This is a genomic window from Sorangium sp. KYC3313, assembly GCF_052075895.1.
GTDB classification, from domain to species: Bacteria; Myxococcota_A; Polyangia; order Polyangiales; family Polyangiaceae; genus Sorangium; species Sorangium cellulosum_B.
In genome coordinates, this window is record NZ_CP197255.1 from 553,971 (window position 1) to 574,641 (window position 20,671).

16 protein-coding genes and 1 pseudogene are annotated in these 20,671 nt (G+C 72.9%); 10 read left to right on the forward strand and 7 right to left on the reverse strand.

Features of this window, described 5'->3' with window-relative positions; all coding sequences use genetic code 11:
- Nucleotides 1–121 precede the first annotated feature (121 nt).
- Complete coding sequence (locus ACSRUE_RS02220; protein ID WP_441289578.1) at nt 122–3,520, forward strand: hypothetical protein; 3,399 nt, start codon at nt 122–124, stop codon at nt 3,518–3,520.
- On the opposite strand, the gene ACSRUE_RS02225 is transcribed toward ACSRUE_RS02220, so the two are convergent.
- Complete coding sequence (locus tag ACSRUE_RS02225) at nt 3,488–3,667, reverse strand: hypothetical protein (RefSeq protein WP_437762435.1); 180 nt, start codon at nt 3,665–3,667, stop codon at nt 3,488–3,490. The two genes, ACSRUE_RS02220 and ACSRUE_RS02225, sit on opposite strands and share 33 nt — an antisense overlap.
- A 95-nt stretch (nt 3,668–3,762) precedes the next feature.
- Here ACSRUE_RS02225 and ACSRUE_RS02230 point away from each other — a divergent pair, with 95 nt between their 5' ends.
- Together ACSRUE_RS02230 and ACSRUE_RS02235 are read left to right on the forward strand one after the other, a co-directional pair.
- Nucleotides 3,763–4,926 carry an acyl-CoA dehydrogenase family protein gene (locus tag ACSRUE_RS02230; RefSeq protein WP_441289579.1) on the forward strand — a complete coding sequence of 388 codons (1,164 nt, stop codon included), beginning with the start codon at nt 3,763–3,765 and terminating at the stop codon, nt 4,924–4,926.
- 203 nt (nt 4,927–5,129) lie between these two features.
- Nucleotides 5,130–6,320: a glycosyltransferase gene (locus ACSRUE_RS02235; protein ID WP_441289580.1), complete on the forward strand. Its 1,191-nt coding sequence runs from the start codon at nt 5,130–5,132 to the stop codon at nt 6,318–6,320.
- Nucleotides 6,321–6,424: 104 nt separating this feature from the next.
- On the opposite strand, the gene ACSRUE_RS02240 is transcribed toward ACSRUE_RS02235, so the two are convergent.
- Both ACSRUE_RS02240 and ACSRUE_RS02245 read right to left on the reverse strand, forming a co-directional pair.
- A complete protein-coding gene (locus ACSRUE_RS02240) occupies nt 6,425–8,476 on the reverse strand; it encodes a VWA domain-containing protein (protein WP_441289581.1) in 2,052 nt (683 codons plus the stop codon).
- A gap of 368 nt (nt 8,477–8,844) precedes the next feature.
- Entirely contained in the window at nt 8,845–9,039 is a 195-nt protein-coding gene (locus ACSRUE_RS02245; protein ID WP_437762439.1) for a DUF5522 domain-containing protein, read from the reverse strand.
- A gap of 151 nt (nt 9,040–9,190) precedes the next feature.
- Between ACSRUE_RS02245 and ACSRUE_RS02250 the strand changes: the two genes are divergently transcribed.
- A complete protein-coding gene (locus ACSRUE_RS02250) occupies nt 9,191–11,143 on the forward strand; it encodes a hypothetical protein (protein ID WP_441289582.1) in 1,953 nt (650 codons plus the stop codon).
- 38 nt (nt 11,144–11,181) lie between these two features.
- On the opposite strand, the gene efp is transcribed toward ACSRUE_RS02250, so the two are convergent.
- Nucleotides 11,182–11,742: an elongation factor P gene (gene efp, locus ACSRUE_RS02255; RefSeq protein WP_437762441.1), complete on the reverse strand. Its 561-nt coding sequence runs from the start codon at nt 11,740–11,742 to the stop codon at nt 11,182–11,184.
- A gap of 151 nt (nt 11,743–11,893) precedes the next feature.
- Here efp and ACSRUE_RS02260 point away from each other — a divergent pair, with 151 nt between their 5' ends.
- Entirely contained in the window at nt 11,894–12,754 is an 861-nt protein-coding gene (locus ACSRUE_RS02260; RefSeq protein WP_441289583.1) for a tetratricopeptide repeat protein, read from the forward strand.
- 67 nt (nt 12,755–12,821) lie between these two features.
- On the opposite strand, the gene ACSRUE_RS02265 is transcribed toward ACSRUE_RS02260, so the two are convergent.
- Together ACSRUE_RS02265 and htpG are read right to left on the reverse strand one after the other, a co-directional pair.
- Nucleotides 12,822–13,844 (reverse strand): hypothetical protein, encoded by a 1,023-nt coding sequence (locus tag ACSRUE_RS02265; protein WP_437762443.1) that lies wholly within the window; start codon nt 13,842–13,844, stop codon nt 12,822–12,824.
- 83 nt (nt 13,845–13,927) lie between these two features.
- Nucleotides 13,928–15,916, reverse strand: a complete 1,989-nt coding sequence (gene htpG / locus ACSRUE_RS02270) for a molecular chaperone HtpG (protein WP_441289584.1) — start codon at nt 15,914–15,916, stop codon at nt 13,928–13,930.
- A 389-nt stretch (nt 15,917–16,305) separates the two neighbouring features.
- Between htpG and ACSRUE_RS02275 the strand changes: the two genes are divergently transcribed.
- The 4 genes and pseudogenes from ACSRUE_RS02275 (at nt 16,306) to hisN (ending at nt 19,000) form a co-directional block, all read left to right on the forward strand.
- Nucleotides 16,306–17,391 (forward strand): hypothetical protein, encoded by a 1,086-nt coding sequence (locus ACSRUE_RS02275; RefSeq protein WP_441289585.1) that lies wholly within the window; start codon nt 16,306–16,308, stop codon nt 17,389–17,391.
- Between the two features lie 249 nt (nt 17,392–17,640).
- Nucleotides 17,641–17,913, forward strand: a pseudogene (locus ACSRUE_RS02280) (alpha/beta hydrolase fold domain-containing protein); the annotation flags it as partial.
- A gap of 24 nt (nt 17,914–17,937) precedes the next feature.
- The gene (locus ACSRUE_RS02285; RefSeq protein ID WP_441289586.1) at nt 17,938–18,084 is read left to right on the forward strand and encodes a hypothetical protein; all 147 of its coding nucleotides are present in this window, start codon (nt 17,938–17,940) and stop codon (nt 18,082–18,084) included.
- 118 nt (nt 18,085–18,202) lie between these two features.
- The gene (gene hisN, locus ACSRUE_RS02290) at nt 18,203–19,000 is read left to right on the forward strand and encodes a histidinol-phosphatase (protein WP_437762447.1); all 798 of its coding nucleotides are present in this window, start codon (nt 18,203–18,205) and stop codon (nt 18,998–19,000) included.
- 28 nt (nt 19,001–19,028) lie between these two features.
- Here hisN and ACSRUE_RS02295 read toward each other — a convergent pair whose 3' ends face one another.
- Entirely contained in the window at nt 19,029–19,742 is a 714-nt protein-coding gene (locus tag ACSRUE_RS02295; protein WP_441289587.1) for a TetR/AcrR family transcriptional regulator, read from the reverse strand.
- Between the two features lie 116 nt (nt 19,743–19,858).
- On the opposite strand from ACSRUE_RS02295, the gene ACSRUE_RS02300 reads away from it, so the two are divergent.
- On the forward strand, nt 19,859–20,494 hold the full coding sequence (locus ACSRUE_RS02300; RefSeq protein WP_441289588.1) for a hypothetical protein: 636 nt from the start codon (nt 19,859–19,861) through the stop codon (nt 20,492–20,494).
- Nucleotides 20,495–20,671 lie beyond the last annotated feature (177 nt).

Sequence of the window (20,671 nt, forward strand, 5' to 3'; positions counted from 1 at the left end):
ACCGCGAGCGTGCGGACGGCGTCCGCGCTAGGCTCGGCCGCCCCGGGCAGCCACGCGGACAAGGAGACCCGAGCGCGAGCGAAGGATGCGTCGTACCCGATACCCCCTCTCCCCCCGATCTGTGCTCTCTGTCCTGCTCGTACCGCTCGCCTGCGGCGCGGGTGCGTGCTCCGGCGGCTCCCTGCGGGACGCGCCCGCACAGGCCGGCACCGCGGCGCACGCGCCCGGGATCAGCCCGGCCCCGGCGCCGGCCTCGGAGAGCGCGCCGGCGACCAGCGCCGCCACGACCGCCCTGGCGAGCGAAGCTCCACCCGGCCGCACGCCGCTCGGCACCGCGACGGCGCAGCCGCTCGCGTTCACGATCGAGCCGTCGCTCGACCGCCGCTCGGTGCTGCTCCTCTCCAAGCTGTCGTCGGATCGCGCCGGCTGGGTCAGGCGGCTCGACGCTGCCACCGGCGAGCTCGGACCGCCGCACCTGCTCCTCGACGAGGACCTCGCCGGCGCCCACGCTTCCCCGGACGGGACCACCACGCTGCTCACCTCGCAGGACGGCGAGCTCTGCGTGACGGCCATCCTCCCCGGCGAGGCCTCGGCCGCGTCGCGCACGTGCGCCCCGATCCGCGCGCACGCGATGGCCGCCGTGGGCGAGCGCGTCGCGCTGCTCGAGCTCGCCGAGACCGCGCCGCGCGGCAGCGCCACGACGCCGGCCCAGCGCGCCGCGCGCGAGCGCTCCGCCGCGGCGAAGCCCGCGCGCAAGGCCCCCGGCCGCAAGGCGACGGTGGCGAAGCCGAAGCAGCCGGCAAAGACCTCCGGCGCGAGCGGCAAGGCCGCGCGGAAGAAGCGCGGCGAGCACCGCGGGCGCGACGGTCGGCCCGCGAAGACCGCGCGCCCCGCGCCCCGGCCGAAGCGGCCGGACCCGCTGCCCGAGGTCGAGGTGCGGCTCCGCTGGGTCTCGCCGTCCGGAGGGATCGCGGCCACGTCGTCCCCCACCGGGCTGCGCTTCCGGCCGCCGCTCCACGGCATGGGGCTGATCGACGCAGGCGGGCGGCCAGGCGCGATCGACCTCCTGTTTTACGCGGCGAGCTCGAAGAAGACGAGCACGTCGTGGCTCGGGAGCGCGCAGATCGCCTTCGCCTCGCTCGGCGAGGACGGCAAGCTCGATCCGGGCCGGCGCGCCGTCGTGGTCGAGGGCGACCTCGAGTACGGCGCGCTGCGCGGACACCAGGATCCGCGCCTCGTGACGGCGAGCGCAGGCGCCGTGGTCGTCGACGTCACCGGCCGCAACGGGGCCTGCCAGGCGACGCGCGTCGCGCCCTCGCTCCAGCGGCTGGTCGCCGGCGCCGCGCCCAGGGCGGTCTGCGCCGTGGATCCGGCGCGCCTCGCGGACGCGACCCCGGTCACGCCGGCCGAGATCGGCGCGCTCGAGCGCATCGCCACGAGCGGCGCCCGGCGCGCCCCGGGGCAGCCGGGGTACGATCCGGGGCTCGCCGCGTGGGCGGGAGATCGCGCGTACTTCCAGACGATCTCCGGCGGGCTCTTCTCGGCCTCGCGCGCCGACGGGCAGCCGCGCCGCGAGCCGGACCCGTTCCCGGCGCGGCGCGCGCGCATCGCGTGGGGCGCGCTCGCGACGGACGGCGAGGGGCTCGCCTTCGCCGCGGGGCAGCTCCACCGGCTCGACGCGCGCGCCCTGGTCACCGCGGCGGCGGCGCCGGAGAGCCTCGGCGCAGCGCCGGCAGGCGCCGCCGGCGGCGCGCCGGCCACGCCGATCGGCGAGCCGGAGCGCCCCACCGACAGGCGGCGCGCCGCGCGCATCGGGTCGTCCTGGTGGCTCGCGAGGACCGACGTGGCGCGGCTCCTGCCCGAGCCGCTCGTGGTGCCCGCGCTGCAGGGGCGCGCGCACGAGGACAGCACGGCGCTCGTCGGCGGGCACGAGCGCGGGCTCTTCCTCGAGGTGCTCGGCGACAGGCTCCAGATCACCGGGATCGACGCCTCGGGCGCGCTCACCGGGCTCGGCGCTCAGGGCGGGCTCGCGCCCGGCGTGGCCGGCGCGCCCGACCTCGACGCCGCAGGCCGCGCGCCGCCCGCCCTCGCCGTCGCGTCGCCGGTGCGCGCGGGGTTCGACGCGTGCGAGCGCCGCGGCGGCGGGGCCATCGTCGCCGGCGTGAGCGCCGCGGATCCGCGCAAGGTCGTGGCGCTCTCGATCGACGCGCTCGGCCGGCCCGGCGCGGCGCGCGCGACCTCGCTGCCGATCGCCGAGGGCGAGCTCGCGGTGCGGCTCGTCGCCCTGCCCGAGGGGGGCGCGCTGCTCAGCGACGCGGCCCGGCGCCACGTGGTGTGGCTGGACGACGAAGGCGCCGAGCTCGCGTCGCGGCCCTGGCCGGCCGACGACACCGGCGCGCTCTGCGTCGACGGGCAGCCCGCGCGGCGCGCGGTCCCGGCCCCGGCGCCGGGCGCCTTCGTGACCGTCCCGGAGCTCGCGGCGCCCGGCGCCTGCGTGGTGGGCGATGCGGTCTGGGCCTCCGACGGCAGCCTGCGGTGGTTCGGGAGCGCAGTGAGCGGCCTCGACGCGCAGGCCGAGGCCGGCGTCGCTCGCCCCGCGCTGCCCGCGAGCGCGGGCGCGGCGCGCCCGGCCGCAGGAGAGCCCGCGGAGGCGCCCGCCGCCGCGCTGCCGAGCGCGCCCGCGTGCCCGGCGGACATGGTGGCCGTCGACGGCGGCCGGTTCTGCGTCGATCGCTTCGAGGCGATGCTCGTCGACGGCGCCACCGGACAGGCGCTCTCGCCCGACTACCCGTCGACCCCGAACCTTCTCGAGCTCACCCTCGCCGACTGGTCGACCGGCCTGCGGCGGATCGGCGACGTCCACGCGCGCGCCTTCCCCCTGCCGCTGCTCGCCGCCTGGCAGCGCGGCCGGGCGATCGCCGCCCTTGCCCGCTCGCGGTCCGGGGTGCGGCCGAGCGGCTACGTGACCGGCCTCGTGGCCGAGAGCGCCTGCGCCGCGGCGGGCAAGCGGCTCTGCTCGGTCGAGGAGTTCGTCACGGCGTGCCGCGGCGAGGACGACACGCTGTACCCGTACGGCGACACGTTCGAGGAGGGCGCGTGCAATGTCTACCGGCCGGCGCACCCCGCCGCGCTGCTCCACGGCAACGCGTCGATTGGCCACCTGGATCCCCGGCTGAACCGCGTGCGCAGCGCCCGGGAGCCGCTGCTCCGGGAGACGGGCGGGAGCCCGCGGTGCAGGAGCCGCTGGGGCAGCGACGCGGTCTACGATCTCGTGGGCAACCTCGATGAGTGGGTGAACGAGCCGGGCGGAGCGTTCGCCGGCGGCTTCTACGCGCGCTCGACCCGCGCAGGCTGCGAGGCCCTCATCACGGCCCACCCGAGGAGCTACCTCGATTACTCGACCGGCGTCCGGTGCTGCCAGGACGGGCCCTCGCCGCCGGCGACCGCGACGGACGCGCCGCCGGGCTCCCCGGTCGCTCCCGACGGCTCAGAGCCGCGGCCGCCCGGGCATCTGCCGTAGCATCCCGGTCACGGCGAAGGCGGCGGCGATCACGAGGAGCACGGGGGTCCACGGGTGCACGGCCAGCACACCGACCACGGCGAGCAGCCAGGTCAGCAGCGTGACCAGCACCACGCTCCAGAGCACCACATCGGTCCAGCTTCTCATTCGTGCCCCTTTCGATGAAGGTCCGTCCGGGGACGAGGCGAACGGCGTGCCACCCCATCGCTGATGCGCTGCCGCGCGTGCTACGTTGGGCCGCGATGAGCGCGTCGTCCCCCGCAATGGCAAGCGATCTGGAAAACCCGACGGAAGAGCACCGGATGCTGCGGCAGATGGTGCGGGATTTCACCCGTGAGGTCGTCGAGCCGCAGGCCGACGAGCACGACCGGAGCGCCACCCTGAACGTTCCCCTGATGCGGCGGCTCGGCGAGCTCGGCCTGCTCGGCGTGACCGTGCCCTCGGAGCACGGGGGCGCGGGCATGGACGCGGTCGCCGCGGTGATCGTCCACCACGAGCTCGCGAAGAGCGATCCCGGGTTCACGCTCGCGTATCTCGCCCACGCGATGTTGTTCGTGAACAACTTCTTTCACGCCGGCAATGACGAGCAGCGCGCGCGGTACCTGCCGAAGGTGCTCTCCGGCGAGTGGATCGGCGCGATGGGCATGACCGAGCCGACGAGCGGGACAGACGTCCTCGGCATGAAGACGTTCGCCCGGCGCGACGGGGATCGGTACATCCTGAAGGGGCGCAAAGCGCTCATCACGAACGCCCCGGAGGCCCAGATCTTCCTGGTCTATGCGACCATCGAGGGCCGGGTCACGACCTTCGTGGTGGAGCGGGGGTTCCCCGGGTTCTCGACCGACGAGAAGACCCCGAAGATGGGAATGCGGGGGAGCACGATGAGCGAGCTCCTCTTCGACGACTGCGTCGTGCCCGCCTGGAACGTCCTGGGCCAGGAGGGCGGCGGCATCCGCAACATGATGAGGAACCTGGAGCTGGAGCGCCTCACGCTCGCGGCGATGAGCCTGGGTATCGCGGACCGCTGTCTGGAGATCATGATCCAGTACGCCGGAGAGCGGAGGAGCTTCGGCAAGCCCATCGCCGAGCACGGGCAGATCCAGCGCTACATCGCGGAGAGCTACGCCAAGACCGAGGCGGCGCGCGCCCTCATCTACGCGGTGGCGCGCAACGTCACCCCCGAGCGGAGAAACCGGCTCGGGACCGACGCGGCGAAGCTCTTCGCCGCGCCGGTGGGCAAGGAGGTGGCCGACAACGCCATGCAGGTGCTCGGCGGCTGGGGCTACTGCACCGAGTACAAGGTGGAGCGGTTCTTCCGTGACGCCAAGCTGCTCGAGATCGGCGGCGGCACGCTCGAGTCGCACCAGAAGAACATCACCCGCGAGCTGATCGGCCGCATCAGCTGACGCTGCCCGGCAGCGCCGATGGGCTCGCGTGGCCTCGGCGCGCGTGTGTCGGCGACGGATCTCACGTAACACCTCGAGTTCGTGCCGGCCATCGCGGTGTGTCGTGGCGATGAGGGGCTGTCACGCCTCGGTCGCGAAAAGTCAGCGCTGGGTTTGCGGTCCGGCCATCGAGACGCCACGCGGTTCGATCAGCATGGCCATCCATGGATTGGGGAGATCTGGCGACGGTCGCGCCGACGGCGCTGTCATCCATCATCTACGCGACGATCCAAACCTCCTTCCTCTGGAGGATGGCGCGGCACCGGCTCGTGGCGCCGGTCCAAGCGTCGCGGCCGTGCGGGGCGACCCCGTTCGTCAGCATCCTCAAGCCCGTCGCGGGCGTCGACGACGGGCTCGCCGACAACCTCGAATCCTTCGCCCGGCTCGATTACCCCTGTTACGAGATCGTCTTCGGCGTGGCCTCGCGAGAAGACCGCGCGGTGCCGGTGATCCAGGCCTTCATCGCGGCGCACCCCGAGCTGAAGGCGCGGCTCTGCCTGACGGATCCGAGCGCGGCGTTGAACCCGAAGGTGGCGCAGCTCCTCGAGCTCGAGCGCAGGGCCGAGGGCAGCGTCCTCGTCATCTCGGACGCGAACGTGTGTGTCCGCCCGGACTACCTCCGCTCGCTGCTGTCGATCTTGATGCGGCCGGGCGTGGGGCTCGTCTCGAGCGTCGTCGTGGGCACGGGGGAGCGGACGCTCGGCGCGGCGGTCGAGAACGCGCAGCTCGGGGCGTTCATCGCGCCCGGGGTCGTCGCCGCCGCCGAGCTCGCGGGGCGGTCCATCAGCGTGGGCAAATCGATGGCGATGCGGCGGGTCGATCTCGCGCGGGTGGGAGGGTTCGAGAGCGTGGCCCAGGTGCTGGCGGAGGACGACATGCTCGGACAGCGCTTCAGCGCGTGCGGGTTCGTGGTCGATCTCTGCCTGGATCCGATCGAGAACCGCAACACGAGCTGCTCTCTCACGCGCATGCTGGATCGACACACCCGCTGGGCGAAGATGCGGCGCACGCTCGTTCCGCGCTGCTTCGCGGCAGAGCCGTTCAACTCGCCGCTGCTCATCGCGTGGCTCACGTTGCTGCTCAACCCGACGGGCCTCGCGCTGGAGATGTGGCTGTTCGCCTGGACGCTCCAGAGCCTGGGGACGTTCCTGGCCCTGAAGATGCTGCGCCCGGCGCGCTCCAACCTGGCGCTGGTGGCGGTGGAGCCGCTCCGGACGCTGTGCTGGTTCTTCTGCTGGCTGAACGCGTATTCGAACCGGCGGGTCTCCTGGCGAGGCAACGCGTTCCACATCGGGCCCGGGACGGCGCTGGTGGCCGCGGAGGAGCCGTCTTCCTTGCGATCGCCCGCCAGGTAGCGGGGGCGAGGGATCCCGGGCTGCTCCCCGGGCGCGGGCGCGGCGAGGAGGGGCCGGAGCAGCGCTCGCCGGGCCTCCAGGGAGCCGCGAGCGCCGGAGGCTCATCAGTCGATGGGGGGCACCGGGATCTCCGGCGGGACGAGGAAGAAGACCTTGCGGGTGCTGAGCGTGGTCACGCTGTCGCCGGTGACGACGATGTTCGCCGTGAACACCTGCGGCTCCGTCGTCGGAGGCACCGAGACGTTGGTCTTCGGAATCACGTCGAAGCAGACCGTGGGCCCGGGGAACACGTTGGTATAGGTATCCGCGACGCCGTCGACGTTCTTGTCGATGACCCTGAAGCCGGCGGTGCAGGGCTCAGGAGCGCTGTTGTTCGCGATGATCCTGTCGATGAACGCGCTCGCGGCGTCGACCGCGTCGGTCTCGTCCGCCACCGCCGCCGCCGAGATGTCGAGCGTGACATAGGTCGTGAGCACCTTGATCGCCCGCACGACGGCCAGGTTCAGCCCGTCGCCGCTGCTGGCGACCCGGAACACGAGCGGGCACTTGCCGCTCTCCACCGTCACGCCGCTCCCGTTCTCGCCGACGCAGCACTGTCCCACCGCGCACCGCGGCGGGCGCGTGCCCTCCGGCCCCCACGCCGCCGGCGGGACCACCGAGCCCGTCGCCACCACGCCGGCCGTCAGGTCGGCTTGCGCCTCGACCGAGCTGGAGGCGACCATGCCGATGAGCCGGCCTCCCACGCGGGTCACCGCCTGCAGCGCCTGCGAATAGGTCGGCGACTCCACCTTGGACTTGGCGTAGTTGTGCTGCACGAACGTCCCGTTGTGGCTCGGCGTGTCGGTGATCATCACCACGATGGGCAGCGAGCCGAAGCGGAAGCCCACGCCACCGATGGTCCCGACCGTCTCGCCCGCCGGGGTCATGCCCGGCGGAGCGCTCAGCGGATTGAACATGGGCACGTCGGCGCCGCCCTTGCTCGTGCCCGCCCCGGTGGCGATCTGATAAAGCGCCTCCCAGCCGCTCTCCGGGAGATCGCCGCCGGCCTCGGCCTTGAGGTAGTTCACCGCGTCCTGCACCGACTCGCGCCCTGCCGGCGTGAGGACGCTCATCACCCGGTGCTCCAGGTAGAACGGCTGGTCGTTGCGGCCCCCGTAGGAGTCGATCGGGAAGTCCTTGTACTGAGTCACCCCGATGCCGATGTTCGGGATCTCCTCGGCGAGCTGATCGATCATCTCCTGGAGCGCGCCCTTCAGATGATTGATCTGGCCGCCCATGGTCGCGGTGGTATCCATCGCGAACACCACGTCGGCCTGCGAGATGCTGGTCGAGAAATCCAGCGTGTCCTGCGCGGGATCCGGGCGGCTCTGATAAGGCACGATGAACACGAAATCCCCGCTGGCCCGCGGGTTGTCCAGGTCGTCGTTCGGGTCCGTGCCGGCGGCCTGCTCGATGAGGTCGTTCACGCCGTCCTCGTCCGTGTCCTCGCTCGCGGTGCTGGACTCGCCCGGGTCGAGCACGCCGTCGCAATTGAGGTCCTCGAGCTCGTCGAGCAGGCTGTCGTTGTCGCTGTCCAGGTCGAGGAAATCGGCCCCGCCGTCCATGTCGCTGTCCCTGGGCGGCCGCTCGGGATCGCCGTCGCCGCGCTCGATCGAGTCGGGCCGGCAGTCGCCGTCCGAGTCGAGATCTCGAAACGCCGGGATCCCGTCGCCGTCGGCGTCGAACTCTCTCTCGAACCGATCCAGGATACCGTCGTCGTCGGAGTCCCTGTCACGGAAATCAGGCCACATGTCGCCGTCGGTGTTCACCGGATCGAGCGGGTCCGGCCCGAGCTCGACCACGTCCAGGAGGCCGTCGCCGTCATCGTCGGGATCCACGTAATTGGCGGTTCCATCGCGGTCGCGGTCGCCGTCGCCTTCGTCCTCGTCGGGTAGCCCGTTGTTGTCGGAGTCCTCGTCGCGGTAATCCGGCACCCCGTCGCCGTCGCTGTCACGCGGCTCCGCTTCCCCGGGGAAAGGAACGCCCTCGAGCTTGTCGGACAGCCCGTCGCCATCGGAGTCGGTGTCCTCGAAATCCGGCTGACCGTCGCGATCCGTGTCGACCGCCTCGTCGCGCCCTTCCACCGCATCGCTGATCCCATCGCCATCCGTGTCCACGCTCGGCTGCTCCGCCGGCGTATCGTGGGACGGCGGTCTGTTCGCCGACGTGGCGTCGCAGCCGATCGGCACGGAGAGCAAGAGGCAGCAGAGCAGAGGGGGAAGACTGCGACGCATAGGAGCTCCCGCGCGGATGTGGGCGCGAAATCCTAGACGCTCCACGCAATCCGGATCAACCGGCATTCCATGGCGCGCCGGGGCTCTCCGCCCGTCATCGACCGCAGACGGATTGCCGCCACAGGCCGCCGCGGGACGCCGGCGCGCGCGTGCGCAGCGGCTTCCGCGATACCGTCACAGCGGCACGTCGCATGGCGCCGCTCGCCGCGATCCGCCGCGGAGGCTCGGCCGCTGCGCCGGCGTCACCGGCGTCAGGGGAGCTTCAGCCGAGGCAGCGCGACGGAGATCGACTCTGCCGGCGCCCTCTCCCGGTAAGGGCAATGGCGGCACTTGGAGTTACAGCAGTATCCCCGCTTCAGGTGATACGCCTCTGTGAAAACCACCCGGCCTCCCTCGAGGTAATAGTCTTCGCCTTCGACGGCCCTGGGAGGCTTCGGCCCGCTCATCTACCCTCGATCAAGCTACTCCGAAAGGCGCACCGGCGCCATCCGGCGCGCGGGCGGCTGGATGGCGCGCCGGCCCCACGACGCCCGCCCGCCGCCCGTGCTACGCCTGCGCCGCCCGCCGCACACCGGTGCGCCTGCGGATCCGCCCGCGATGCCCGATCGATCCTGCTCGAAGCTCCTCCGCGCCCTGCTCCCGCTCCTCGCCGCCGCCGGCTGCGATGGCTGCCCGAGCTCCAGGCCCTACACGCCCTACACGCTCGGCTCGGCGGCGCCCTCCGGCTCCCCGCCCCCGCTGAGCGGCGTCGGCCCCGGCGCGGCGACCGCCGGCCCGGAGGCCGACGCCGGCGCACCGGACGCCGCCGCGCCTCGGTTCGCGGTCGTGCCGAGCGTCCCGGCGCCAGAGGGCGGCAAGCGATGGCCCCTCGAGGGCGGCCCCGTGGCCGCGGCGCCGACCGGGCGCACGTTCGAGACCGGGCTCCTGCTCGACGTCGATGGGGACGGCGCGCGCGATCTCGTCGCCTGGGCGCGGTCGCCCGACGGCCTGCGCGGCGAGCTCCTGCTCGCGCCCGCCGCGCGGCCGCAGGCGCTACGCACGCTCGCCGCGCTCCCCGGCGATCTCGACGCGCAGGGGTGCACCCCGCGCGTCGGCCTCAGCCAGATCGGCCCCTCCGCGCTCGCCTTCGATTTCGCCCCGCAGTGCGGCGGCGCTCGCCGCGGCGCCGCGGGCACCGGCGCCACGCGCTGGATCGCCGTGATCCGCCTCCCCGGGCCCGCCGCGGGCGCGGGCGCGCCGCCGGAGCTCGCCCTGGAGCTCCGCCTCCGCGCGCCGCCTGCGGAGGAAGCGCTCTCCGCCTCCCTCGAGGTCGCCGACCGCGACGCGGACGGCCGCGACGACCTCATCGTCTCGGTCGGAATCGAAGGCGCCCTGCGCCCGTTCCCTGCCCCGGCGGGCGCCGCGTCCGAGGTCCGCGCCCCGCTCGTCTTCCTGGATCGCCCCGCCGGCCTCTCGCGCGACGCGGCCCAGCCCGGCGAGGCGCTGCGCGCCCTCGCCGCCTCCCTGCTCCGGGACGCGCGCGGCAAGTCGACGGCGCCGGCCGTGCCCGCCGCCGCCCAGCGGCTGCGCCGGTTCCACGCCGCCCTCTGCGCCGACGCCGAAAGCGGCGCCGGAGCGACCACCGGCCGCGACGCCGCGCGCGCCGGCGAGGCGCTCGTCTGGACGGGCGCTGGGCCGGTGCGCTGCGGCGAGCCGGGGCTCGCGGCCGCCATCGACCACGCGGAGGCGGTCGCGGCGTCCACGCGGGGCGCGCCGATCGCGGCCATCGCGGCGCTCGACCGGGGCGGCGCCGAGGGGCGCACCAAGGAGGACGGCAAGCTCGTCGCGAAGCTCGCGCCGCCGGCGACCGCCGCCGCCGTGTACCGCACCGCCGCCGCCCCGCAGCCGACCAGGACCGGCGCCTTCGGCCCGCTCGCGTTCGAGGCGAGCGGCGCCCTGCTCGTCCGGACCGCGCAGGGTGTCGTCCGCGTCGACACGGCGACCTCCACCGAGTCCGCGACGGACATCCCTCCGTGGCCCGCCGCCGTCCACGCCGGGCCCGCGGAGCTCGTCGCCGTCGAGCGGCGCTGCGACGCGCCCACCTTGCTCGCGCTCTTCCGCAGCTCGCCCGATGCCGTCGGCGAGATGGAGGTCCCGCTCCCGCTGCTCCGCGGCCAGGGGCCTCGCGCACGGCCCGGCGCCGCCGCGCCCGAGCGCTGCGCCGGGACGGAGCGCCTGCCCTTCGTCCCGCTCGCCGCGTCCGAGCGCGGCTTCGACATCGCCCTCGGCGCCGCGCTGATCTCGATCGACCTGCGCGCGGCCGCGCCGGCCTCGTCCGCGCTGTCGTTCCCGCTCACGACGCCCGCGCCTCAGGGCGCGGCGCGGTCGCCGGACGGCGCCACGCTGGCGATCCCCGCCGCCGGCGGGCTGCTCGTGGCGACCGCGGGCGGCGCCGCGCGCCTCTGGACGGGCGGCGACCTCGCGCAGGCGACGGCGTGCGCGCCGGCCAACGGAGGCGCCCGCGTCGCGTGCGTCGCCGGCGCGGCCGCCGTGATCTTCGAGGCGAAGTGACCTCCGTCGGCGCTCGGGCCCCGGAGGTCAGCCGGGGATCACCTGTTGACGCGCTCCAGGTACTTGCCGTCGGTCGTGTCGATCTTGATCCACTCGCCCTCCTTCACGAAGAGCGGGACGTTGACGGTCGCGCCGGTCGACACCGTGGCGGGCTTGGTGGCGCCGCTCGCCGTGTCGCCCTTGATGCCCGGCTCGCTGCTCACGATCTGGAGCACCACGTGCGGGGGCATGCTGACGCCGATCGGCAGCCCGTTGAACAGGGTCACGTCGATCGACATCCCGTCGCTCAGCCACTTGGAGTCATCGCCGATCTTGTCGCCCGGGACCGTGAGCTGCTCGCCGGTCGCCGGGTCCATGAAAACGAAGTCGGTGCCCTCCGGATAGATGTACTGGAGGCTGCGCTCCTCCACGTCCGCTGGCTCCAGCTTCTCGCCCGATTTGTACGTGCGCTCGAGCACCGCGCCCGTCGCCATGTTCCGGATCTTGACGCGGGTGAACGCCTGCCCCTTTCCCGGCTTGACGAACTGGAAGTCGATGACCGAGTAGGGCTGGCCGTCGACCATAAACTTGAGGCCTTTTCGGATGTCGCTTGTGTCCATGGGGAGAGCTTCCTGGTAGCGTAAGGGCGGCCTGTCGGCGAGGCCGGGGATCCGCGTCCGCGGCACCCTGGCGCGGCGCGGGGGTCCGCGTTCGCGGCCCCCTTAGCACGAGCACAGCCTCCTGCACAGGCCACGGTTTCAGGACCTGAAAATGCACGACTTCGACGACGAGCTCAGGGAGATCAAGCGTGAGATCGTGGAATCCCGTGGGCTCATCATCAAGACGAACAACCTCACGAACGCCCTCGCCGCGGATCTGAAGAGCATTTCCAAGCGCCAGATGGCGTACGAGCGGCGCGCCTTCTGGAACAGCGCGAGCGCGAACCTGCTCTTCGTGATCGTGGTGATCGGCGTGGTCAAGCTCGCCTGGGACGCACGCGTGGACGCCGTCCAGGCCGAGACCAAGGGCGCGCGCGACCGCATCGCGAAGCACGAGGCCGATCTCAAGGAGATGCAGCAGCGGAGCGACGCGCGCGCCAAGGCCGAGAGCGACGCCGCGGCGTTCTACGAGCTCATCCGGGCCGAGCGGCGACAGGAGGTGATCGAGGGCTTCGAGGCGCTGCGCAAGGCGCCGCTCACCCGGGCCGAGCTCGCGTTCTTCACGGACTCGGTCGACAAGTCGCGCTCCGAGCTCTCGATCAAATCGTACCAGACGGGCCTCGATCACATGCGGACGGGCCGCTGGCACGAGGCCGCGGTCGCCTTCGAGGACGCCATCCGGCAGAAGGAGACGGCGTCGCACACCCCCTCGGCCCGCCTCAACCTGGCGCGCGCCTACCGCAGGCTGAACCGGCAGCGCGACGCGATTCCGCTGCTCATGACGCTCTCCGAGGCGTCGCCCGACCGGGAGGTCATGGATGACGCGACCTTCCTCCTCGCCGAGTGCCTGCTCGACATCCAGGCCTGGAACGACGCGAAGACGACGTTGCGGTCGTTCATCCGCCGCTTCCCGGACAGCGCGTACGTCAACGACGCGCGCCTCGCGCTGGCCAACGTCTCGCTCCGGCACTGACGCGCGCGCCGCCACGACCGGCCGGCGCCCTCCCCTACGGCGCCGGCGCCGCGGCTGCGGGACGACGTCAGGACCCGCGCCGCACGTCGATCCGGCGCGGCTCGTCCTTCTTCTTGAACCAGCTGGATCGGAGCTGCCGGCGGAGGCCCGACGCGAACAGGCAGTCGCGGAACGCGTTCTGCTCGAAGGTCACCGCGCTGTGCGCGAGCGGGACCTGGATGAAGATGGCGCGGCCGTCGAGGAGCTGCTTGCGCGTGAGCTCGCCCGGGCGCCGCTCGTGCAGGCAGGCGACGCCCTGCGCCTCGAGCGCGCGCGCGAGCTCGAGGTTGAGCCGCCGCACGTCGCCCGCGACGAAGTGGCTGATGAGCTTGTGCCTTTCCCGCCCCGTTCGGCCCTTCCGCTCGAGCACCCAGTCGCGGAACGCGTCGACCTCGCCGTACAGCGCGTCGAACAGGTACACCTCGTTCACCTCGCAGCCGCCGTGGCGCAGGCACGCGGCCGCGACGCGGTATCCGCCCGAGTGCGCCGACAGGCAGAGCGTCCCGAGCCTCGCCTGCCGCGGGATGGCGCGATCGCCGAGCGCCCGCCGCGCCGAGGGGCTCGCGAGCACCGACGCGAGCTCGCCGCACAGCCGCCGGAGGCCGCCCTTCTGCCCCAGCTTGCCCGGGGGCGACTCCGCCGCGTTCACCGCGCACTGCGGCACCACGAGCACCGCGTTCTGCTTGCTCTCGTGGAGCTGCTCGCGGAGCTTGTGCGCCGCGATGGCCCGCTCCGCGGTCGTGACGTGGCCGTGGAAGTGGATCACGAGGTCGAGCGCATCGCTCTCCGGCGCGCGGTAATGGGCCGGCACGAAGACCATCGCCGTGGCGTCCTGGTAGGGAGCCCCGTCGCAGGGAAACGGCGCGTTCGACAGCTCGATCTTCAGCGTCACGCCGATGTCCGACGCCTCGACGGCCTTCACCCTGGAGGCCGCCCTGGCGAGCGCCGGCGCCGGCGCCCAGAGCCCCGGCGCGGCCAGGGCGCCGCCCGCCGCGCCGAGCGCTCGGAGAAAGGCCCGGCGGCCGAGCGCCGGCGTTGCGGTTCGGGACATCTGGCGACCTCGTCCCGCGCCTATCACCGCCGCCCGGCGCCGGCCAAGAAACTCCACCACGCCGAGCGGCGGTCACCCGCTGCTCAGCTTTGACTGACAGCCGCGGAGCTCACCTGCGCGAGCAGGTCCTGGATGCGCCGGACGAGCTTCGCCGGCTCCTGCACCACGCCCTCGACGAGGAGGGCCTGGTCGAGGAGGAGCTCGGACCACTGCTTCACCCGCTCCGAGCCGGGCTCTCGCCCCGCCAGGATGTTGAGGTTCTTCACCACCGGGTGGCCCGGGTTGAGCTCCAGGATCCGCTTGGATTCCCCGGTATTCTGGTCGATGAGCTTCATGATCCGCTCGAAGTTCGCCCCTGGGTCCCCCTCGGCGGCGACGAGGCAGCTCGCGCTGTCGGTCAGGCGCCGCGAGACGCGCACGTCCTTCACCCGGTCGCCCAGCGCCGCCTTGACCGCCGCCACGGCCGCGTCCACCGACGCCTCCGGCTCGTCCTTCTTCTCCGGCTCGGCGCCGAGGTCGACGTCGCCGTGCATCACGCTCTTGAGGCGGCGCTTGTCGAACTCGTTCAGCGACTGCACGAACCACTCGTCGACCGGATCCACGAGGAACAGCACGTCGTAGCCGCGCTTCCGGAACGCCTCGAGGTGCGGGCTCTGCTCGACCGCGTGGCGGCCGAGCCCCGTCACGTAATAGATCTCCTTCTGCGCCTCCGGCATCTTCGCCACGTAGTCGCGGAGCGAGATGACCTTGCCGGCCTCCGTGTTCATCGACTCGAACCGGCAGAGCTCGGCGATCGCGTCCTTGTTCTTCCAGTCGTTGGTGACCCCCTCCTTGATGACCCGGCCGAACTCCTTCCAGAAGGCCGCGTAGCGCTCGGGCTCCGACTCGGAGAGGTCCTTGAGCGACTTGAGCACCTGCTTGACGATCTGCTGCTCGATCTGGGAGAGCGTGCGGTTCTCCTGGAGCATCTCGCGAGAGACGTTCAGCGAGAGGTCCTCGGAGTCGACGACGCCGCGCAGGAAGCGCAGGTACATCGGCGTCAGCTTGTCGCAGTCCTCGACGATGAGGACCCGCTTCGCGTAGAGGCGCACGCCCCTGCGGTCCTTGTGGAACATGTCCGCCGGCGCCTTCTCGGGCACGTAGAGCAGGGCGTGGAACTGCACGGGCGCGTCGATCGACAGGTGCACGGTGAGCAGCGGCTTCTCCCCCTCGTAGCCGCCGGTCACGTGCCGGAAGAACTCCGCGTGCTGCTCCTCGGTGATCTGCGACTTGGGCAGCGTCCAGAGCGCGGCCGAGCGGTTCGCGACCTCGTCGTTCACCTTGATGGGGAAATGAACGAAATCCGAGTACTTGCGGATGATCTCCTTGACCCGCCACACCTTCGTGTACTCGCGCGCGTCCTCCTTGAGGTGGAGGACGATCTTCGTGCCCGGGTGCTCGCGATCGCCGGGGGCCACGGTGAAGGAGCCCGCGCCGGACGAGCGCCACAGGACGGGCTCCGCGCCCGGCAGCATCGAGCGGGTCTGCACGTCGACGCGCGAGGCGACCATGAACGCGGCGTAGAAGCCGACGCCGAACTGGCCGATGAGCTGGAGCTTGCCGCCGTCCTTCTTCTGTTTTGCGGCCTCGGCGTTGGCCTTCAGGAACTCCAGCGACCCCGAGCGGGCGATGGTGCCGAGGTTCTGCACCACCTCGTCCCGGGTCATCCCGATGCCGTTGTCCTCGATGGTGAGGGTGTGGGCGGCGTCGTCGAGCGTGATGAGGATCGCGGGCTCGCCGGCTTGTTCAGCGGCGCCCTCGCGCGTGAGGGCCAGGAAGCGGGCCTTGTCGAGCGCGTCCGACGCGTTCGAGATGAGCTCGCGGAGGAAGACCTCCTGGTTTGCGTAGAGCGAGTTGATGACCAGCGCGAGGACCTGCTGCACCTCGGCCTGGAAGGGGAGCTCGACCGCGCCGGCGGCCTTGGCCTCCTCGGACGGGGTCGACGCGGGCGTCTCCGGGCCCGGGGCCGCACCCGAAGGCTCGGCAGAGGGCGTGGAACTGCTGGTTTCGGGGTTCGGGCTTTCCGTGTTCATGTCGGCGACCAAATGGATCCGATTTTCGAAAGGGCAATCCCCCCGGCGCGCCGCGGTGCGTCCCCAAGACGCGCCGCGGTGTGCCGCCTCGCTCCGAGCGCGCTCCGCGGCCAGCTCGCGGCCCCGCCGCCGTCGCGCCCCCGGCCCCGGTGAGGGGCTCACCAGGCCGCGGGCCGACGTCTGCGTCGAGGTCGGGATCTGCGCGCCGGGTCGTCACGTTCAGGTCGCTGTGCGCGATCCCCGCATCCTTGCCCGGCTTTTCCGGTGGGTAAGGGTTTCTTCATCAGGTCGCCGGAGCTAGATTCACCGGCGTTGTACCCTCGCCGTCGTGGAGATCTGTTGTGGTAGCACTTCTCCGTGCAGTACTCCGTGTTCTCCCGGCAACCGGCGTGCTGGCCGGGGTGCTGGCGCTCGCGGGGTGCGGCGATCGGGGCAAGACGGCCGATCGGGACGTGAAGCGTCCGCCCGCCGTGCTCCAGTTCGACGGCTATGTCTACGTCCCGACCGGGACGAGCGATTTCAAGATCCTCGAGCGCGTGCGGACGCAGACGCGTTCGGTGTTCACGGGGCTGCGGAGGTCCCGGGTGATGGTGAGCCGGCGCGAGGTCCAGGGCGCGACCACGGACAGCTTCGCCAAGGAGGCCGTGACCGTCGTCGACGCCGCGGGGCACCGCACCCTCGCGCTCCGCGTGCGGTACCGCTTCGTGGCCCGGCCGGAGGTCGCGAACGGCATCGACGATCGCAAGGAGATCCCGCTCGCGCTCCTGCACCGGGAGGACGACGAGGTCGCGGAGCGCATCCACGAGGAGTGCACGCCGCCCCGGGAGCGGAGGAAGGGGGGCGCCAGCGCCGTCGGCCTCGACTTCGATCCGTCCCTTCCGAGCTGCAAGGCCGCGATGGCCGCGGAGCAGGCGGCGATCGACGCGGCGCGCGCGAAGGTGCCCGAGCTCGCGGGCGGGCCGCCGGCCTCCGCCAACGACACCGTGGTCCCGATCGAGGAGGCGCAGCGCCTGTACATCCCGACCCGGGTGACCGTCGAGCTCCGCGCTCGGAAGCCGCGCGAGGTCGCGCCGCGCTTCGTCCCGGTGGATCGACCGGAGAAAGAGGACGCGCGGGTCGCGACAGCGGAGCCGGGCGGCGCCGAGCGCCCCGAGGGGCTCGAGCCGGCGGCGGTGCTCATCGACCCGGATCTCAGGATGGAGCGGACGCCCGAGGAGAAGGCGATCGCCGAGGGGACCCTGCTGCCGAAGATGCCCGCGGCCGGCGGCACGGGCGCCGTGAGCGGCGGGAGGCGGATCGAGGTCGTGAGCCCCGCGGTGGCGCAGGCGCAGCAGCGCAAGGTGGAGGCCGCGGCCGCGAGCGAGCGCTTCGAGATCCCGTTCGAGACGCTGACCGACCCGAAGTTCCTGGTGGTCTGGCTGAGCCTGCTGATGGCGTATCCCATCCTCCGTGGCGATCCGCGGAAGAAGCGCTGACGCGCGCCGCAAGCGCTGACGCGGGCCGCGGCGCACCTCGCCGAGAGGGGCGACGGCGCGGCGCTCGGACCGGCGCGGGCACAGGCCGCCGCGATCGCGGGAGGCGTCCGCTACGATGGCCGGCATGAAGCTTCGCCTGCTGAAGATGTTCGGCCTCGCGTTCGTGGAGACCACGACCGAACGCGCCCGCCGGGGGCCCGCGCGCCCGAGCTGGGGCTTGGCAACCTCGCGCTCGTCACGCAGCTCGCGCTGCGCGACCGCGGCGCACAGGCGCGCTGCGCCGCGCTCATCTCCCCCTGGCTCGACCTCACCTCGAGCAGCGCCTCGGCGCGCGCGAACGACGCGACCGATTACGGCACCCGGGAGGGCCTCCTGCGCCAGGCGCGCGATTTCGCGGGCGCGACCCCGCTGGACGATCCCCGGCTGTCGCCGCTCCACGCGCGCCTCGACGGGCTCGCCTCGCTGTTCATCCAGGTCGGCGGCGCCGAGCGCCTCCACGACGAGGGCCAGGAGCTCGCGCGGCGCGCCCGCGAGGCGGGCGTCGACGTGACGCTCGACGTGCTGGGGGACATGCCCCACAACGGGCCGGTGCTGGCCGACTTCCACCCGGAGGGCGCGCGGGGCACGGACACGCTGGGCGCGTATCTCCGAGCGAGCCTGTCGCCGGGCGCCCGCGTGGGCGACGCGGCCTGATGCGGCCCGATGCGGAGCTCGCTCCGGGGCGCTGCGAGGCGACGTGGTTGCCGTGAGCGGGCGGCGCGCGTAGGGGATCGCGCGGTGAGGCTCGCCTCGAGGGCCCACGGAGGAGACGATGACCCCTTCCCAGGACCTGGTCGAGCTGGCAGAGCGGCTCGCGGACGCCAGCGGCGCCGTGATCCGGCGCTATTTTCGCAAGGGCATCGAGGCCGACGACAAGGCGGACGCGAGCCCTGTCACGGTCGCCGACCGCGAGGCCGAGGCGGCGATACGCGAGCTCCTCGCCGCGCGCGCCCCGGGCCACGGGATCGTGGGAGAGGAGTTCGGCCGCCAGGACGAGGGGGCGGAGCTCGTGTGGGTGCTCGATCCCATCGACGGGACGAAGGCGTTCATCACGGGCAAGCCGCTCTTCGGCACGCTCATCGCGCTGCTGCACCGGGGCCGGCCGGTGCTCGGCGTCATCGACCAGCCCGTCCTCGGCGATCGCTGGCTCGGCGTGCTGGGCCGGCCGACGCTCTGGAACGGCGAGCCGGCGCGCGTCCGCGCGTGCGCGGGGCTTTCGCTCGCGCGCCTCTCCACCACGGGCCCGCAGTACTTCCCCCCGGCGAAGACCCGCGCCTTCGGGGAGGTCGCGTCCCAGGCCAAGCTCGTGAGCTACGGCGGCGATTGTTACCAGTATGGCCTCGTGGCGAGCGGCAGCATCGACGTGGTCGTCGAGTACGGCCTCAAGCTCCACGATTTCGCGGCGCTCGTCCCGGTGATCACCGGCGCCGGCGGGGTCATGACGGACTGGGAAGGGCGCCCGCTCGACGCCGCGAGCGCCGGTGACGTCGTGGCCGCCGGTGACCCGCGCGTCCACGCCGAGGTGCTCGCCGCGCTCCGCGCCGGCGACCCCCGGTACGGCGCACGCTGACGCGCGCTGACGTTGGACCGCCGGCGCCTCACGCCCGGAGCCCTCGGAGCTGGAGGGCGAGGGAGCTCTTCAGCACGGGATCCAGCGCCGCGCCGAGCGTCACGAAGCCGCTGAGCCAGGACAGGAGCGCCGCGAAGTAGAGGGCGAAGATGTTGTGCGCCGCGGCGAGCGGGTCGATGTCGCCCGCGACCTCGCCGCGCGCCTGCGCGTCGCGAACGAGGCCCGCGATGCGGTGCAGGAACGCGAACGTGAGCGCGTTCAGCCGCTCTCCGTTCGGCCCCGACGCGCCGGGGAACGCCTTCACGAACGCCTGCGAGACGAGCGGCTGCTCGCCGTACATCGCGAACAGCCGCTGGAACACGTGGAGCAGCTGAGGGAGCAGGGGCTCTTTGCGCGGCAGCGCCTCGAACGCCGCGTCGACCGCGGCCGCGAGCCGGTCGTGCATCACCATCATGAGCAGGTCGGGCTTGTCGCGCGCGTGCACGAACACCGTCCCCGTCGCGACCTCCGCGCGCTCGGCCACCGCCTTGGTCGTCGTGCCGTCGTACCCGAGCTCGGTGAAGAGCGCCCACGCGGCGTCCCGGATCCGCCGCCGGGTGTCGAGCTTCTGCTGGGCGCGCCCGCCGCGCTCCGGCGCCGGCGCGATCGGCGCCGATGCGACCGGCGCCGACACGACCGGCGCTCGCGGCGCCGTGGCTCGCTTCCGGCGTTTCGTCGCGCCTGGAATGATGACCTTGCTCATCGACCGGGCAATCTGTTGCCGCGGATGCCTCCACGTCAAGCGGAGATCTCCTTGACATAACGAGCGCGAAGAATGACCATGGTCAGTGACTGAAGTCATCGAACGAGGGTGGTGCCATGGCTCTGGTGCATTACGACGAAGGCCTCACGATGCGGGAGGCGCGGGCGCTCTACTTCGAGGTGAACCGCTTCGGCGCGGACGGCGGGTACGGCGACGCGTGGGTCGACTTCAAGCTCGGTCCGCTCCCCGTTCCGTTCCCGAACACCCGGGCGCGCGTGCGCGCGGTGCGTTACCACGACCTGCACCACGTGCTGACGGGCTACGACACGAACGCGATCGGCGAGTTCGAGATCTCGGCCTGGGAGCTCGGCGCCGGCTGCAAGGGCTTCGTGGCGGCCTGGCAGCTCAACCTGGGCGGCCTCTTCGCGGGGCTGCTCTCGGCCCCGCGCCGGACGGTCCGCGCGTTCTTCCGCGGCCGCCGCAGCGAGAGCCTGTACGGCCGGCCGTTCGAGGAGCTGCTCGATCGAGAGGTCGGCGAGCTGCGCAGGGAGATGCGCGTCGACGAGCGCTCTTCGTCTGGTTCCAGCCCGGCGGCGCTCGACGTGCTCTGGCTCGCGCTCGCGAGCCTCGCGGGGCTCGCGATGGCGGCATTCGGTCTGGCGGTGGCGCTCGTCGTGGCGCCGATCGGGATCGTGACCCTGGCGCGCCGCCGGCAGCGCGCGCAGCACGCGCAGGGCGCCGCCGCGACCTGAGGGCCGAGACGGCCCAGCTTGCGCCGACGTCGGAGGCCGAGAGGTGGGCCGCGAGGCAGCCCCACCGAGCGCGACCCATCGACGTGAGCGGATGAGCTCGATGAGCCGCGCAGGCCGGCAGGTCGCGGCGAGAGCTCAGGGTGAACACAACGAAAACGGCTGCCTCGGGCGAGCCGT

What these genes read in the sequence shown, in the direction of transcription:
- ACSRUE_RS02300 (WP_441289588.1), top strand. Translation starts at nt 19,859, where the DNA reads ATGGCTCTGGTGCATTACGACGAAGGCCTCACGATGCGGGAGGCGCGG.
- ACSRUE_RS02225 (WP_437762435.1), bottom strand. Translation starts at nt 3,667, where the DNA reads ATGAGAAGCTGGACCGATGTGGTGCTCTGGAGCGTGGTGCTGGTCACG.
- ACSRUE_RS02230 (WP_441289579.1), top strand. Translation starts at nt 3,763, where the DNA reads ATGAGCGCGTCGTCCCCCGCAATGGCAAGCGATCTGGAAAACCCGACG.
- ACSRUE_RS02265 (WP_437762443.1), bottom strand. Translation starts at nt 13,844, where the DNA reads ATGTCCCGAACCGCAACGCCGGCGCTCGGCCGCCGGGCCTTTCTCCGA.
- htpG (WP_441289584.1), bottom strand. Translation starts at nt 15,916, where the DNA reads ATGAACACGGAAAGCCCGAACCCCGAAACCAGCAGTTCCACGCCCTCT.
- ACSRUE_RS02250 (WP_441289582.1), top strand. Translation starts at nt 9,191, where the DNA reads ATGCCCGATCGATCCTGCTCGAAGCTCCTCCGCGCCCTGCTCCCGCTC.
- hisN (WP_437762447.1), top strand. Translation starts at nt 18,203, where the DNA reads ATGACCCCTTCCCAGGACCTGGTCGAGCTGGCAGAGCGGCTCGCGGAC.
- efp (WP_437762441.1), bottom strand. Translation starts at nt 11,742, where the DNA reads ATGGACACAAGCGACATCCGAAAAGGCCTCAAGTTTATGGTCGACGGC.
- ACSRUE_RS02235 (WP_441289580.1), top strand. Translation starts at nt 5,130, where the DNA reads ATGGATTGGGGAGATCTGGCGACGGTCGCGCCGACGGCGCTGTCATCC.
- ACSRUE_RS02295 (WP_441289587.1), bottom strand. Translation starts at nt 19,742, where the DNA reads ATGAGCAAGGTCATCATTCCAGGCGCGACGAAACGCCGGAAGCGAGCC.
- ACSRUE_RS02245 (WP_437762439.1), bottom strand. Translation starts at nt 9,039, where the DNA reads ATGAGCGGGCCGAAGCCTCCCAGGGCCGTCGAAGGCGAAGACTATTAC.
- ACSRUE_RS02260 (WP_441289583.1), top strand. Translation starts at nt 11,894, where the DNA reads ATGCACGACTTCGACGACGAGCTCAGGGAGATCAAGCGTGAGATCGTG.